Origin of the sequence: Rhizobium sp. 10PS4 (assembly GCF_032464805.1) — a bacterium.
In the GTDB taxonomy this organism is placed as follows: domain Bacteria; phylum Pseudomonadota; class Alphaproteobacteria; order Rhizobiales; family Rhizobiaceae; genus Rhizobium; species Rhizobium laguerreae.
Genome location: NZ_JAWDIW010000002.1, coordinates 97,821 through 112,269, shown reverse-complemented (window position 1 = coordinate 112,269; position 14,449 = coordinate 97,821). Strand labels below are relative to the sequence as shown.

The 14,449-nt window shown below is 61.6% G+C and carries 12 protein-coding genes; 3 read left to right on the top strand and 9 right to left on the bottom strand.

The genetic code is table 11. The annotated features are described in order from the left end of the window. Window positions 1-94 precede the first annotated feature (94 nt). From RWJ89_RS03440 to dnaG, 6 genes are all read right to left on the bottom strand, one after another. The gene (locus RWJ89_RS03440) at window positions 95-355 is read right to left on the bottom strand and encodes a hypothetical protein (protein WP_316030582.1); all 261 of its coding nucleotides are present in this window, start codon (window positions 353-355) and stop codon (window positions 95-97) included. Window positions 356-364: 9 nt separating this feature from the next. Then, a complete protein-coding gene (gene tdh / locus RWJ89_RS03435) occupies window positions 365-1,402 on the bottom strand; it encodes an L-threonine 3-dehydrogenase (RefSeq protein ID WP_011652887.1) in 1,038 nt (345 codons plus the stop codon). A gap of 211 nt (window positions 1,403-1,613) precedes the next feature. After that, window positions 1,614-2,801, bottom strand: coding sequence for a glycine C-acetyltransferase (locus tag RWJ89_RS03430; protein WP_131664636.1), 1,188 nt, complete (start codon window positions 2,799-2,801; stop codon window positions 1,614-1,616). Between the two features lie 66 nt (window positions 2,802-2,867). Continuing rightward, window positions 2,868-3,596: a class I SAM-dependent methyltransferase gene (locus tag RWJ89_RS03425; protein ID WP_131664635.1), complete on the bottom strand. Its 729-nt coding sequence runs from the start codon at window positions 3,594-3,596 to the stop codon at window positions 2,868-2,870. A 20-nt stretch (window positions 3,597-3,616) separates the two neighbouring features. Beyond that, on the bottom strand, window positions 3,617-5,485 hold the full coding sequence (gene recQ, locus RWJ89_RS03420; protein WP_316030581.1) for a DNA helicase RecQ: 1,869 nt from the start codon (window positions 5,483-5,485) through the stop codon (window positions 3,617-3,619). Then, on the bottom strand, window positions 5,485-7,494 hold the full coding sequence (gene dnaG, locus RWJ89_RS03415; protein ID WP_131664633.1) for a DNA primase: 2,010 nt from the start codon (window positions 7,492-7,494) through the stop codon (window positions 5,485-5,487). Before dnaG ends, recQ begins: the two co-directional genes overlap by 1 nt. Window positions 7,495-8,164: 670 nt before the next feature. Here dnaG and RWJ89_RS03410 point away from each other — a divergent pair. After that, window positions 8,165-9,055: a hypothetical protein gene (locus tag RWJ89_RS03410; RefSeq protein WP_316030580.1), complete on the top strand. Its 891-nt coding sequence runs from the start codon at window positions 8,165-8,167 to the stop codon at window positions 9,053-9,055. Between the two features lie 3 nt (window positions 9,056-9,058). Here RWJ89_RS03410 and RWJ89_RS03405 read toward each other — a convergent pair whose 3' ends face one another. Further along, window positions 9,059-9,514 (bottom strand): GatB/YqeY domain-containing protein, encoded by a 456-nt coding sequence (locus RWJ89_RS03405; protein WP_316030579.1) that lies wholly within the window; start codon window positions 9,512-9,514, stop codon window positions 9,059-9,061. A 273-nt stretch (window positions 9,515-9,787) separates the two neighbouring features. Here RWJ89_RS03405 and carA point away from each other — a divergent pair, with 273 nt between their 5' ends. Then, window positions 9,788-10,993: a glutamine-hydrolyzing carbamoyl-phosphate synthase small subunit gene (gene carA / locus RWJ89_RS03400; protein ID WP_316030685.1), complete on the top strand. Its 1,206-nt coding sequence runs from the start codon at window positions 9,788-9,790 to the stop codon at window positions 10,991-10,993. Window positions 10,994-11,272: 279 nt separating this feature from the next. After that, window positions 11,273-11,593, top strand: a complete 321-nt coding sequence (locus tag RWJ89_RS03395) for an antibiotic biosynthesis monooxygenase family protein (RefSeq protein ID WP_131664631.1) — start codon at window positions 11,273-11,275, stop codon at window positions 11,591-11,593. Between the two features lie 17 nt (window positions 11,594-11,610). On the opposite strand, the gene RWJ89_RS03390 is transcribed toward RWJ89_RS03395, so the two are convergent. Both RWJ89_RS03390 and RWJ89_RS03385 read right to left on the bottom strand, forming a co-directional pair. Beyond that, window positions 11,611-13,014, bottom strand: coding sequence for an MATE family efflux transporter (locus RWJ89_RS03390; RefSeq protein WP_221942419.1), 1,404 nt, complete (start codon window positions 13,012-13,014; stop codon window positions 11,611-11,613). A gap of 142 nt (window positions 13,015-13,156) precedes the next feature. Then, window positions 13,157-14,401, bottom strand: a complete 1,245-nt coding sequence (locus RWJ89_RS03385; RefSeq protein WP_316030578.1) for a TCR/Tet family MFS transporter — start codon at window positions 14,399-14,401, stop codon at window positions 13,157-13,159. Window positions 14,402-14,449 lie beyond the last annotated feature (48 nt).

The window sequence follows — 14,449 nt, the reverse complement described above, 5'->3', positions numbered from 1 at the left end:
ATTAACCACGATTGCCGGCACCGAACAGCAAAGCTTTCTTGCTTTTGGATTGCCGGCCATGGTTGCGCGATCCGCCTTGACCCAGTTCACCGTTTCAACAAGTCGAACGGTGATTCCCACATTTTTTGTTCTCGTCAAGCTTTTCCAGAAAAAAAGCGCACGAAACACCGGAAAAAGCCTTATCCACAGGCTTTGAACCGCGGCAGCGATTGCGAACCTTATTTAAGATGCCGTGAACAAAAGACAAGGGCAGTAAAGATTTTGCCCGCCGCGCGGTCTCATACGCAGGATTTTCTGCCGGTTTTGCCGTCAAGCCGGCGGCATACCTGCCGACCGGCACGACGGCGCAAAGCATTCACCCTTCTCACATCCAGTCCATGACCACTTTGCCCGAGTTGCCCGACCGCATCGCCTCGAAGCCGTCGCGAAAGTCGTCGATACCGATCCGGTGGGTGATGATGGGCGCAAGGTCGAGGCCGCCCTGGACGAAAGCGATCATCTTGTACCAGGTCTCGAACATCTCGCGGCCGTAGATGCCTTTGAGATTGAGCATCTTGAAGATCACCTTGTTCCAGTCGATTTCGAAGCCGGCCGGCGCAATGCCGAGAATGGCGATCTTGCCGCCATTGTTCATCTTGTCGATCATATCGCGGAAGGCAGGTGCGGCCCCCGACATTTCGAGCCCGACGTCGAAACCCTCCGTCATGCCGATCGCCTTCATCACGTCGGCGAGGTTTTCCTTCGATGCATCGACGACGTGATCGATGCCGAGCTTGCGCGCCAACTCCAGCCGGTGCGGATTGATATCGGTGATGACGACCTTGCGGGCGCCGGATCGCTTGGCGACGAGCGCGCCCATGATACCTATCGGCCCAGCACCGGTGACGAGCACATCCTCGCCGACGAGATCGAAGGAAAGCGCAGTGTGCACGGCATTGCCGAACGGATCGAAGATCGCGGCGATCTCGTCGGAAATATCATCCGGGATCGGCACGACATTGCTTTCGGGAATGCAGACGAACTCGCCGAACGAACCCGGCCGGTTGACGCCGACGCCGAGCGTATTTCGGCAGAGATGCCCCCTGCCCGCCCGGCAGTTGCGGCACTTGCCGCAGACGATATGCCCCTCGCCGGAAACCCGCTCGCCGACATGATAGCGGGTGACCGCCGAGCCGATCTCGGCGATCTCGCCGGAGAATTCATGGCCGACCACCATCGGCACCGGAATGGTCTTCTGCGCCCACTGATCCCAGTTCCAGATATGGACGTCGGTGCCGCAGATTGCAGATTTCTTCACCCGGATCAGCACATCGTTCGGCCCGACCTCGGGCACTGGCACATTCTCCATCCAGAGCCCGACCTCCGGTTTCGCTTTTACCAGCGCCTTCATCATGTTCGACATACTTGTCCCAACCCTTGCTTGGTGCTCGACTTCGCTACTCCCTCTTCTCCCCAGCGGGGAGAAGGTGCCCGATAGGGCGGATGAGGGGGCGGCACGGCACGCCGTCCAGATCAATTACCCTTCGCTCACGCTCAGGGTGTCGCTTCGCTCCGCCCCCTCATCTGTCCTGACGGACATCTTCTCCCCGCTGGGGAGAAGGGGGAAGCCTTTCTCAAATCACACCCAATTCCCGCCCTGCCTCGGCAAAGGCCGCGATTGCCCGCTCCACATCCGCCCGCGAATGCGCCGCCGACATTTGCGTACGGATGCGGGCCTGGCCTTTTGGCACGACGGGGAAGGAGAAGCCGATCACATAGATCCCCTTCTTCAGCATCAGGCTTGCCATATCCTGGGCGAGCTTGGCGTCGCTCAGCATGACGGGAATGATCGGATGGCCTTCGCCGGCAAGCGTGAAGCCGAGCTTGGTCATTTCGCTGCGGAAGAGATCGGCATTGTCCGAAAGGCGCTTGCGCAAGGCATCACCATTTTCGATGAGGTCGAACACCTTGAGCGAGGCGGCGGCGATGACAGGTGCTAGCGTGTTCGAAAACAGATAGGGCCGCGAGCGCTGCCGCAGCCATTCGACGACCTCTGCCTTGGCGGAGGTATAGCCGCCCGAGGCGCCGCCAAGCGCCTTGCCGAGCGTGCCGGTGATGATGTCGATCCGGCCCTCGACACCGCAATATTCCGGCGAACCGCGGCCATTCTTGCCGACGAAGCCGACGGCATGGCTGTCATCGACCATGACCATCGCGCCGTATTTCTCGGCGAGGTCGCAGACGCCGCCCAAATTGGCGATGATCCCGTCCATCGAGAAGACACCGTCGGTGGCGACCAGCTTGAAGCGGCTGCCTTCGGCCTTCTTCAGCTCCTCTTCGAGCGCTGTCATATCGTTGTTGGCGTAGCGGAAGCGCTTGGCCTTCGAAAGCCTGACGCCGTCGATGATCGAGGCGTGGTTCAATGCGTCGGAGATGATCGCGTCCTCTTCCGACAGCAGCGTTTCGAAGAGACCGCCATTGGCGTCGAAGCAGGAGGAATAGAGGATCGTGTCTTCCATGCCGAGGAAGGAGGAGATGCGCGCCTCGAGCTGCTTATGCTCTTCCTGTGTGCCGCAGATGAAGCGCACCGAGGCCATGCCGTAGCCGTATCGGTCGAGCGCCTGCTTGCCGGCCTCGGCCAGTTCCTCGTTGTCGGCAAGGCCGAGATAGTTGTTGGCGCAGAAATTCAGCACCCGCTCGCCGGTGGAAATCGCGATCTCGCCCGCCTGCTTGGAGCTGATGACGCGCTCGGATTTGTAGAGGCCGGCATCCTTCAGCGCTGAGATCTCGTTGCTGAGATGGGAGAGAAATTGCGAGGTCATGGATGGCCTTTCCCAGAGATTTCCATTTGCCCGCCGGGTTAGCATATTGCCGCCGGCTTGTCTTCTTCAGCGCTGGACCGCAATCAGCAGGAACATCGGCCGGTCCATCTCCTCCGCCCAATCTGGATTGTCGTGGAGCTCATCTTCGTTCGGGCTCCACTCCTCGACATGACGAATGGCAAACCCGGCCGCGATCAAGGTGTTGAGCGTGGTGCCGAGCTTGCGGTGCTGCTTGACCACACCCTTGGCGAGCCAGTCGGTGGTGCGCGGACCTTCGACGGAATAGCGGTCGAGCGGCCAGATGCGCAGCCCCTCGGCATCGACTGCCCAGGCGGGATTGGTCGGCGCCATGAAGATTGGATGCTCGATGGTGAAGACGAATTGCGATCCCGGCAAAAGCGCGCGATAGACCGTCGCGGCAAGACCGGCGAAATCCTCGATATAATGCAGCGCCAGCGAGCTGTAAGCGAAATCGAAGGACGCCTCGGCAAGCGTGAGATGCTCGAGATCGGCGATCTCGTAGGTGATCGCAGCATCCGCCGTATCGGCCCCCGCTCTGGCGATCATCTTTTCCGAGATGTCGAGCGCAAGCACGCTTGCAGCACCCTGGCTCACGGCAAAACGCGAAAACCAGCCGAAGCCGCAGCCGAGATCGACAACATGCTTGCCGGCAAGATCGGGCAGCAGCGCGCGCACCGCCGGCCACTCGGATGCTCCGTCGAGCCCGTGCAAGGATCGCCTCATGCCGCTATATCCAGCGAAGAATTCCGGTCGGTCGTAAATATTCTGGGCCATCGGCGCTCCTCCCTTGCCGCTCAGCTGTTGTCCTGCGCCAGGATGATCTCCAGGAAGGCATCGCCATAACGTTCGAGCTTCGCCTGCCCGACGCCTGATATGGCGAGCAATTCCTTGCGGGTGCGAGGCCGCTCCGTGGCGAAGGCGATCAGCGTCGTATCGGGAAAGACGACATAGGGCGGTACGCCGAGCGATTTGGCAATCGCCATGCGCTCGGCCCGTAGCGCCTCGAAGAGACTGCCGTCGGCGCCTGATAGTTCCGATTTGCGCTCGCTGCGCTCCGCTTTCTTCGTGCGCCGTTCCGAGGCCGGGCGGTCCTTGCGGAAGAACACCTGCCGCTCGTGCTTGAAGACGGAGCGCGCCTCCGGCTCCAGCTTCAGCGCCCCGAAGGCCTCGTGGTCGACGCGGATCAATCCCATGGCGAGCAACTGGCGGAAGACCGACTGCCAGACGCGTGCCGGAATATCCTTGCCGGCGCCGAAGACCGGCATTTCGGGATGGCCGAAACGTTCGGTCTTTTCGTTGACGTTGCCGAGGAGGACATCGACGACATGGCCAGCGCCGAAACGCTCGCCGGTGCGGTAGACGGCCGCCAACGCCTTGATTGCCGCGTCCGTGCCCTCCCAGGTCTCGACGGGCTTCAGGCAGGTGTCGCAATTGCCGCAATGGCCGGCATGCGCCTCGCCGAAATGGGCAAGGATCGCCTGGCGGCGGCAGGAGGCGGTCTCGCAGATCGCCAGCAACGCATTGAGCTTGGCGCGTTCGACCCGTTTGATCTCCGCGGCAGCACTGCCCTCGTCGATCATCCGGCTGCGCTGGATGACGTCGGCCATGCCATAGGCCATCCAGACTTCGGACGGCAGGCCGTCGCGGCCGGCGCGCCCAGTCTCCTGATAATAGGCTTCTACCGAGCCCGGCAGGTCGAGATGGGCGACATAACGCACGTTCGGTTTGTCGATGCCCATGCCGAAGGCGACGGTGGCGACCAGGCAAAGGTTCTCTTCTTTCAGGAAGGCATCCTGGTTGGCGTCACGAACCGCCCTGTCCATGCCGGCATGGTAGGCACGGGCGCGAATGCCCTGCCCGTTCAGCCATTCGGCCGTATCCTCGACCTTGGCGCGCGACAGGCAATAGACGATGCCACTGTCGCCCTTGTGGCGGGACAGGAACCGCAGCAGCTGCTGGCGCGGCTGGTCACGCTCGACGATCTCGTAGGCAATATTCGGTCGGTCGAAACTGGTGGTGAAGATTTCGGCAGAATCCAAACCCAGCCGCTCGATCATGTCGTCGCGCGTATGCGGATCGGCCGTCGCCGTCAACGCCACTCTGGGCACACCGGGATATTGCTCGCCGAGCCGCCCGAGTTCGCGATATTCCGGCCGGAAATCATGGCCCCATTGCGAGACGCAATGGGCCTCGTCAATCGCAAACAGCGCGATCTTCTCGTTGGCGATCAGCTCGCGAAACCCATCGGTCAAAATGCGCTCGGGCGTCACGTAGAGAAGGTCGAGCTGGCCTGCCGAAAGCGCGCGGCGAACCTCGACGAACTCCTCGCGCGACAGCGACGAGTTGAGTGCTGCGGCGCGGATGCCGAGCTGCTTCATCGCCTCCACCTGATCGCGCATCAGCGCGATCAGCGGCGAAACGACGATGCCGACGCCATCGCGGCAGAGCGCCGGGATCTGGAAGCACAGCGACTTGCCGGCGCCTGTGGGAAAGAGCACAACCGCATCGCGGCCGGAAACCACATGCTCGACCACCTGCTGCTGCTTGCCGCGGAAGGAGGAATAGCCGTAGACCTGCTTGAGAATATCGAGCGGCGAGCGGCCGGAAGAAAACAGCGCGCCGGAAGCAGAAAAGCCCGGTTCGTTTCGTTCGGTCAGCGACATCAGTGGTTCGCCGCCCCTTTGACGCGGCCGGAAAGCACGCCGAAGCCATCGATGATGGCCTCCTGGTTCTCAAGGCGCACCCCTTCGAAATGCACTTCCTGCTGCGCGCGCATCAGTTGAACGATCGCCTCGCCGTCACCGGCTTCGGTCGCCAGCGCAATCTCGCGCTCGAGCTCGATCTTCTGCCGGCGCAGCGCCTTCGCCCGCTTGTGGGAAGCCAGTGCCTGCCGGTATCCCTCACGCGCATCCTCCATCGCCGCCTCCTCGGTCGCGATCCACAGCCGGGCATTGCGCACCTGCTGGTCGAGGCTCTTGATGAGCGGGCCGAAGCCTTCGAATTCCAGCCTTTCGGTCAGATATTCGCGCGTCAGATGCGGGCCGGCGACGGCCGCGGCGGCTCCCAGCATCGCCGACCAGAGCCGCTGCAGCTCGCGGCTGTCATAGTCGATCGCGGCGATCTCGTCATAATCGTCGATCATCAGCGAGGGATGATTGACGACGGTCAACGCCAGCACGCTTTCGCGCAGCGCCGTATTGTTCTGGTGGCCGCGCACGGGACCCGAGCGGGCGAGCCTTTCGGAAATGACGCTGGGGCTTTTCGGCCCTGCCTTGCCCGCATTGTCGCGGCCCGTCCGGTAATTGCCGTTGCCGTTGAAGCCGCCGCGGCGATCGCCATTGTTGCGGTTCTGGAACTGCGGCTGGAAGAAGACGTTCAGCCGATCGCGAATATCCTGCTGGTAATGACGGCGGACATTTTCGTCGGCGATGACGGCGACCAGTTGCTTCAGCCGCGCCTCGAGCTCGGCGCGCGCCTCCGGCGTGTCGAACTTGCCGGTATTGACCTCCCGGCTCCACAGCATCTCGGAGAGCGGCTTTGCCTGGCTCATCACCTTGTCGAAAGGCGCGCGCCCGTCATCGCGCACCAGATCGTCGGGATCCTTGCCGTCGGGCAGAAGCGCGAAGCGAACGGAACGGCCGGGCTTCAGATGCGGCAACGCCAGTTCGGCGGCACGATTGGCGGCGCGGATGCCGGCGCCGTCGCCGTCGAAGCAGAGCACCGGCTGCGGCACCATCTTCCAGAGCAGCTCGAGCTGGTTTTCGGTGAGCGCCGTGCCGAGCGGCGCAACGGCATTCTCGATGCCCGCCTGATAGAGCGCGATCACGTCCATATAACCTTCGACGGCGATGATGGTGCCGGTCGCATTGTCGTCCTGAGGATCGCCGCGGCCCGGCCCCTGGATCGCGCGCCGCGCACGGGCGAAATTATAAAGGACATTGCCCTTGTGAAAGAGCTCCGTCTCGTTGGAGTTCAGGTATTTCGCCGGCGCATCGGCCGACATGGCGCGGCCGCCGAAAGCGATCACCTTTTCCCGCGACGACAAGATCGGGAACATGATGCGGTCGCGGAAACGATCGTAGGAGACCGGCACGTTTTCATGCACGACCAGACCACAGGCCTCGATCTGCTCCTTGGAGACACCCTTGCCGGCGAGGAATTCCTTGAGTGCATTGCGGCTGTCGGGCGCAAAGCCGAGACGGAAGGTCTCGATGGTGCGTCCCGTCAATCCGCGGTCGCGCAGATAGGCGCGCGCCCTCGCCCCATTCGCCGTCTGCAGCTGATCCTGGAAAAATTGGGTCGCCATTTCCATGACGTCGATCAGCGAGCCGCGCTCCTTCTCGCGCTTCTCCATCACAGGATCGGCAAGCGGCATCGGCACGCCGGCCATATCGGCGATCTGCTGTACCGCCTCGGGAAAACTCAGGCCCTCCAGCTCGGTGAGAAAGCGGAAATGATCACCGGTCACCCCGCAGCCGAAGCAGTGGTAGCGGCCCTTTCGGTCCTCGCAGTGGAAGCTCGGCGATTTCTCGCCGTGGAACGGGCAGCAGGCCCAGTAATCGCCGCGCGACACATTGGTCTTGCGTTTGTCCCAGCTCACGCGGCGCGCAATCACGTTCGAAATCGGAACGCGGTCGCGAATATCATCGAGAAAGGTGTTGGAAAAGCGCATTTATACCTCTTGGCCAGCCTCCATATAAGCTGCTTTTCCGCTCCATGCCACGAAACTTGTCATGAAAACCCGCTATTCACAGGCTATGCGGCCGTCATCGGCGGCTGCGGTTATCCAATCAACAACGCGTTATCGCGCCCTGCGACAGGGTGCGACATTATTGTCCCTTCGGAGCAGGAATTCCGCCGTCAGAAAAGCTTCCGCGAGAGCGTGGACCTCCAATAGAGTTGAGAAAAAATCTTTTGGAAACAATGGATTATCTCCTCAGGTGATTGCGCCTCATCATCCCTCGCGCCATCGCCCGAGAGTCCGCTTCGACGCCTCTCAAACCGCCGATTCCGGCAATTATTATTTTTTTGTAATTTGAATAAGCCGCCGCACCGCAATAGGTTCGATCTCAACAAAGCGATCCCCGAGCGAAGCACCATCCCTACCCCCGGCGCCGCTTCGCAAGGGTGCCTTTGCAAATACCCTCCGGCTTGGGCTTCGGCCCTGCGTGCCGGTGGAAGCAAAGAGCAAGAAGGCAGGAGCGCCCCCAGCTCCTGCCTTCTTAAATTTTGGCTCTCCTTGCAACAACTCTCCCTTTGAAATTAACCGCTTATTGACAAAACCGTTGACAGGCGGCGCCTGCATGAAAGATGTATGCGCCGAATTCCCTGGACCTCTCCAAATGGCTTTTACCGCGGATAATCTTGCAGCAGACGATCGCTTTCTCGCTGCCATCCTGCATTGCGCCGATCAGATGCTCGCCATCTATCGCGAGAGCCCGCGCATCGCCTCGATCTTCGCCGCGCAGCAGCGCTGGCTGATGGCCCATGCCGGCTTCGCGCTTCATTACGGTTATTCCGACGATGGGAAGAGCGGCGGCCTCTATTCCGGCCGCTTCATCGATTTTGCGGTCAGGAACAACATCGCCAGCCGCAACACAGCCGCGGCCTTCATGCAGGAAATGCTGGCCTATCGCTTCCTGCGACCGGTCCCCGGCCCCGATAAGCGCACACGCTACCTGGAGCCCACCGAAATCGCCGAGCAGCATTTCACCCGGTGGCTCGTCGCCCATATGATGATCCTCGACAGCCTCGACGGCGGCGAGCGCGCCGATAAGATCACCGCCGACCCCTCGGCGATGATGGCAGCGATCCAGCCGCTGATCGCAAGGGCGATCATAGGAAGTGAAGCGGTCCGCAATCCGGGCGCCACCTTCAACCTCTTCAACTGGGCGAATTCCGGCGGGCTGGTGATGGACTACCTGATCTCGCGCCTTCCCGAATTTCCAAGAACGGCCGACCGCGTCGCGCTCGGCCCTCTGTCGCTCAGGGAAATCCGCGAACAGTTCATGATCTCCAATACCCACCTGAAGCGGCTTCTGATGCAGGCAGCGACCATGGAGAGCATTGGCTGGACCGAACCCTCCCGCAAGGGCGACTTCTGGCTGTCGGGCCACTTCATCCGCGAATATTGGAATTATCAGGCGGCGAAATTCGCCATCATCGATGCCGCCGCCGAAGCGGCGCTCGGGCCTGCGGTCCGTGACGAACCGCAGGCAAGACGCGTTATCTGAGGCTTATCCGTTCAACAGTTCCTTGACGGTCGCCGACGCCTTGGCGAAATCCATCTGTCCGGCATAACGCTCCTTCAGCGCCGCCATCACCTTGCCCATGTCCTTGGCGCCCGCGGCACCCGTTTCAGTGATGATCGCCGAGACGTTGGCGCGCACTTCACTGTCCGAAAGCTGCTTCGGCATGAAATCATGGATGACGGTGATTTCGGCGCGCTCCTTGGCGGCAAGTTCCGGCCGGGAATTCTCCTCGTAGATCTTGGCCGATTCGTCGCGCTGCTTAACCATCTTGGCGAGGATCTGCAGGATCTCGTCGTCGCTCGCCTGCTCCTTGCCGGTGCCGCGGTTGGCGATATCGCGGTCCTTGACCGCGGCCTGAATCAGCCGGACGGTGGACAGCCGCTCCGCATTCTTGGCCTTCATCGCCTCTTTCAGCTGGGTGGCGAGTTGATCGCGCAGCATGGTCTTCACTCCTGTTTTGATGCCGCTTCATAAACCACGCTGATGCGGGGGATCAAATAAATTGCGCGGTCAGTGCGATAAAGCGCAGGAAAACGGCAGCAATCTCGGCTACAAAGATTGACCGCAAGCGATTGCGTGGCTATTTACCGCCACCTGCACCAAAATTCGTGATCAGGCCTGAAGCGCGCGGCATTGCCGCGTCCACACGCCTGCGAGATCAAAAGGCGGCCAGCCGCGGCAACGCGCGCACCGATCGCCGGAAACGGGATGAAGATGACCGCGACAGCACCCTGGACTATCGAAAAGCCGACCGCCCTGCTCGTTCTTGCCGACGGCACGGTCATCGAAGGCAAGGGCATCGGCGCCACCGGCAAGGTGCCGGCCGAAGTGGTCTTCAACACAGCGCTCACTGGCTATGAGGAGATCCTGACGGACCCCTCCTATCTCGGCCAGATCGTCACCTTCACCTTCCCGCATATCGGCAATATCGGCACCAATGATGAAGACATCGAGGACCTGACGCCTGCCGCCCGCCATGGCGCTGTCGGCGTCATCTTCAAGGCCGACATCACTGAGCCCTCGAACTACCGCGCCGCCAAGCACCTCGACCAATGGCTGAAGGCCCGCGGAGTCATCGGTCTCTGCGGAATCGACACGCGCGCGCTGACCGCCTGGATCCGTGAGAACGGCGCTCCGAACGCGGTGATCGCCTACGATCCGAACGGCGTCTTCGACATCGAGACGCTGAAGGCCGAAGCCAAAGCCTGGAGCGGCCTCGAAGGTCTCGACCTCGCCAAGATCGCCTCGTCGGGCCAGTCCTCGCAATGGACCGAAACGCCGTGGGTCTGGAATGAAGGCTACGGTGAACTCAAGGCGACGGACGCGAAATACCACGTCGTCTGCCTCGATTACGGCGTCAAGCGCAACATCCTGCGCCTGTTTGCCGGCCTCGACTGCAAGGTGACCGTCGTGCCGGCAGCAACGAGCGCCGAAGACGTGCTCGCCATGCAACCGGACGGCATCTTCCTGTCGAACGGCCCGGGCGATCCGGCGGCAACCGGCGACTATGCCGTGCCTGTGATCAAGACGCTGATCAAGACCGATATCCCAGTCTTCGGCATCTGTCTCGGCCACCAAATGCTGGGCCTCGCACTCGGCGCGAAGACCGAGAAGATGCATCAGGGCCATCATGGCGCCAATCACCCCGTCAAGGATCATACGACCGGCAAGGTCGAGATCGTCTCGATGAACCACGGCTTCGCGGTCGACTCGAAGTCGCTGCCGGATGGTGTTGAAGAGACTCATATTTCGCTTTTCGACGGCACCAATTGCGGCCTGCGCGTCCTCGGCAAACAGGTCTTCTCCGTCCAGCACCATCCGGAAGCCTCTCCAGGCCCGCAGGACAGCCACTATCTCTTCCGTCGCTTCATCAACATGGTGCGCGAGAAGAAGGGCGAACCGGCGCTGGCCGAACGCTGATTTCAAGCCTTAGCGATTTCCGACCGCCCAGGTCGGCCTTGAACTTGTCGACAAACCTCACTCTTCGTCGTCCTCGGCCCTGTGCCGAGGATCTGCCACCTATCGACCGAAGGCAGATGCTCGGGACAAGCCCGAGCATGACGAAAGAGGAGTTGGCCCGCGTTGTCAGTAGCCCAAAGGTTCACCCAGCCGGGTCTTTTTCTCTATTCGTATATTGACCTCAACTTAACTTGAGGAATTACAGATCTGCCTGCAGACATCTGATGCAGGAGAGAATGGATGAGCGGAGCTTTCTATCGAGTCGACAAGTTCATCGTGCCGGCGGCGGCGCGAGAAGAATTTCTCGTCAACGTGATGATGACCCACAAGCTGCTGGAGGCGCAGGACGGTTTCATCGATCACAGGGTGCTGGAGCAGGTCGCCTGTCCGGGCGAATTCAATTTCGTCACGATTGCCGAATGGGAAAATACCGAAGTCGTCGAGCGTGCACAGGCCGCCGTCGCAGCGGCCCACAAGGCCGCTAATTTCGATCCGCAGGAAATGTTTGCGCGTCTCGGCATTCACGCCGATATCGCCGGCTACAAGCCTGTCGCGGCCTGACGGCGGAGGCGGCCGGCTCAGGCGTGGGCCAGTTCCGCCTCGCGGCGAAGGAGAAGGTAGAAGCGCGCGCACAGCATGACGGCAGCGGCCGCCAGCCCGACAAGGAAGCCGAACCAGATGCCGATGCCGCCGAAACCGAGCGGGAAGGCAAAGGCCCAGGCGAGGAAGAAGCCGATCGGCCAATAGGCGATCAACGCCATGATCATCGGCACGCGTGCGTCCTTGAGGCCGCGCAGCAATCCATTGGCAATCACCTGCAGCCCATCGACGAGCTGGAAAAGCCCGGCAACGACGATCAGCGGTCCGGCATAGGCAAGCACCTCGGGCGCCTCGGGCGAGTTGACGTCGAGGAACCAGCTACCGAGGAATTGCGGCATGGTGGCAAAGAGCACCGAGCCCACCGCCGAAATGGCGCAGGCGAGAACGAGCACGGTGATCGAACCGCGCACCAGCCCTTGATAATCGCCCTGCCCATGCGCGACGCCGACGCGCACCGTTGCCGCCTGGCTGAGGCCGAGTGGGATCATGAAGGCGATCGAGGCCCATTGCAGGGCTATGCCGTGGGCGGCGAGCTCGATGGTGCCAATATAGCCCATCAGCAGTGAGGCCACAGTGAACAGACTGACCTCGGCGAGGATGGTGACGCTGATCGGGAAACCGAGCCGGATGACCTCCAGCAGCGCGTGCCAGTCGGGTTTCCAGAATCGCACGAAGATCTCGTAGCGCCGCGTCTCTTCCCGCCGCTGCACGAAGGCCAGGATGAAGAGGAAGCCGGCTGTCTGCACGACGACCGAAACGATCGCCGCCCCTTCGAGCCCCATTGCCGGAAAGCCGAAATGACCTAGCACCAGGGCATAGGCGAAGATCGCATTCATCACCAGCGTGACGATGGTGACGTTGAGGATGACGCCTGCCTTGCCGATGGCACTGACAAGCGAGCGCATGACGTTGAAGAGCAGCGCCGGCAGTACGCCGAACTGACCGATCATGATATAGCCGTGGGCGAGCTTGGCCACCTCGGGCTTCTGCTGCGCAAAAAGCAGGATCTGTTCCGCATTGAAGAAGGCCGGCTGCATGATGACCCAGTATGCGATCACCACCCACAGGCCCATGCGCAGCGACCGGCGCACCGAGACGAGGTCGCCGCGGCCATAGGCCTGCGCTACCAGCGGAATGACGGCGATGGCAAAGCCCGAACCGAAGATGAGGATCGTGAAGAGGAACTGGGCCGACAGCACCATCGCCGCCAGCTGCTCGGCGCCGAGACGTCCGACGATCATCACATCGGTGGTGTGGATGCCGAGCTGAGCGAGCTGGGCGCCGATCAGCGGAATGCCGAGCGCCAGCGTGGCGCTGAAATGTGCACCCCAACGATTATCGGTTGTCGGCGCAAGCCTGCGCGCGTCGATCGGCGTGTCCATGACACCAGTCCTGTGATTGAAATATGCGTCGCCGCAGCTTGCGGCGAAATATCATCCGGGCTTAGATCAAAGCCCTGCAAAGAACTACCCCAAATGAGGCAGATGATGAAAAATTCATCATCACATCAGCGTTTCTGATCGATCAGCCCGTCGCTTCCAGCGCCTTGGCCGGCTCCCTCACCCGAACCCTTGTGAGGAATACCCCTGCTGCCAGAAGGATGAGCACGGCGGCCGTGAGATACGGCGCGCCTGCAAAAGTGACGAGCGCCTCGGGCCGCGTGAAGTAGGAAAACATCTGCGTGAAGATGAGTGGCCCGACAATGGTGGTGATGCTGCTGAGGCTCGTCAGCGCTCCCTGCAACTCGCCCTGCGCCGACGGCGGCACCTTGCCGGCAGCGATGCTGCGCAGCGGCGGGTCGGCGACGTTTTCGATGACCGTCGCGACGATGACGACGTAAACCACCCAGCCCTCCCAGGCGAAGGCATAGCCGGTCAGTCCTGCAGCTGAAAAGCAGAGGCCGAGAAGAGCAGTCTTCCACTCGCCGAGCACCGGCACGATCCGCGGCAGAACCAGCCCCATGACGATCGCGGCGCCGATGCCGTAAATGCCGAGCGACAGACCGATCTGTCCCTCGCTCCAGCCATAGCGATAGGTCGCGACGAAGGACCAGACCGAGGGATAGACGGCATGCGCCAGGAAGAACAGGAACATGACGAGGCTGACCCAGCCGATGCCGGGATAATGGCGCATCTGGCGCAACGCGCCGAGTGGATTGGCGCGTTTCCATTCGAACCGGCGGCGGTTCTTCGCCTCCAGCGTCTCGGGCAAAAGGAAGCAGGCGGCGATGAAATTGACAAGCGACAGCGCAGCCGCGCCGAGGAACGGCACACGCGGGCCGAATTCGCCGAGGACACCGCCAACGACGGGGCCGATGGTGAAGCCGACGCCGAAGGCGATGCCGATCAGCCCGAAATTCTTCGCGCGGTTCTCCTCCGTGCTGATATCGGCGATATAGGCCGAGCAGGTGGCAAAGCTGCCGCCGCTGATGCCGGCGAGCACGCGGCCGACGAACAGCATCCAGAAGCTGGTGGCGATGCCGCAGATGAAATTGTCGACCGCGAAGGTCAGCACCGAAAACAACAGGATCGGCCGGCGACCGAAACGGTCGGACAGATTTCCGAGCAGCGGCGCGAACAGGAACTGCATGCCGGCATAGACGAGCATCAGCAAGCCGCCGTCGATCGCCGCATCACTGACGCTGCCGCCGGTCAGCTGCTCCAGATAGGCGGGCAGGACCGGCATGATGATGGCGATACCGATAATGTCGAGGAAGAGGATGATGAAGACCAGGAAAAGGCCGCGGCGAACGAATTTCGGGTCAAGCATGAGGCATCTCTACAGCGGTTGGTCCTGAAAAGACGATCTCGTCGCCGA

Coding starts and splice junctions, on each gene's coding strand:
- RWJ89_RS03440 (WP_316030582.1), bottom strand. CDS start 355: ATGCTTTGCGCCGTCGTGCCGGTCGGCAGGTATGCCGCCGGCTTGACG.
- tdh (WP_011652887.1), bottom strand. CDS start 1,402: ATGTCGAACATGATGAAGGCGCTGGTAAAAGCGAAACCGGAGGTCGGG.
- RWJ89_RS03430 (WP_131664636.1), bottom strand. CDS start 2,801: ATGACCTCGCAATTTCTCTCCCATCTCAGCAACGAGATCTCAGCGCTG.
- RWJ89_RS03425 (WP_131664635.1), bottom strand. CDS start 3,596: ATGGCCCAGAATATTTACGACCGACCGGAATTCTTCGCTGGATATAGC.
- recQ (WP_316030581.1), bottom strand. CDS start 5,485: ATGTCGCTGACCGAACGAAACGAACCGGGCTTTTCTGCTTCCGGCGCG.
- dnaG (WP_131664633.1), bottom strand. CDS start 7,494: ATGCGCTTTTCCAACACCTTTCTCGATGATATTCGCGACCGCGTTCCG.
- RWJ89_RS03410 (WP_316030580.1), top strand. CDS start 8,165: ATGGCTTTTACCGCGGATAATCTTGCAGCAGACGATCGCTTTCTCGCT.
- RWJ89_RS03405 (WP_316030579.1), bottom strand. CDS start 9,514: ATGCTGCGCGATCAACTCGCCACCCAGCTGAAAGAGGCGATGAAGGCC.
- carA (WP_316030685.1), top strand. CDS start 9,788: ATGACCGCGACAGCACCCTGGACTATCGAAAAGCCGACCGCCCTGCTC.
- RWJ89_RS03395 (WP_131664631.1), top strand. CDS start 11,273: ATGAGCGGAGCTTTCTATCGAGTCGACAAGTTCATCGTGCCGGCGGCG.
- RWJ89_RS03390 (WP_221942419.1), bottom strand. CDS start 13,014: ATGGACACGCCGATCGACGCGCGCAGGCTTGCGCCGACAACCGATAAT.
- RWJ89_RS03385 (WP_316030578.1), bottom strand. CDS start 14,401: ATGCTTGACCCGAAATTCGTTCGCCGCGGCCTTTTCCTGGTCTTCATC.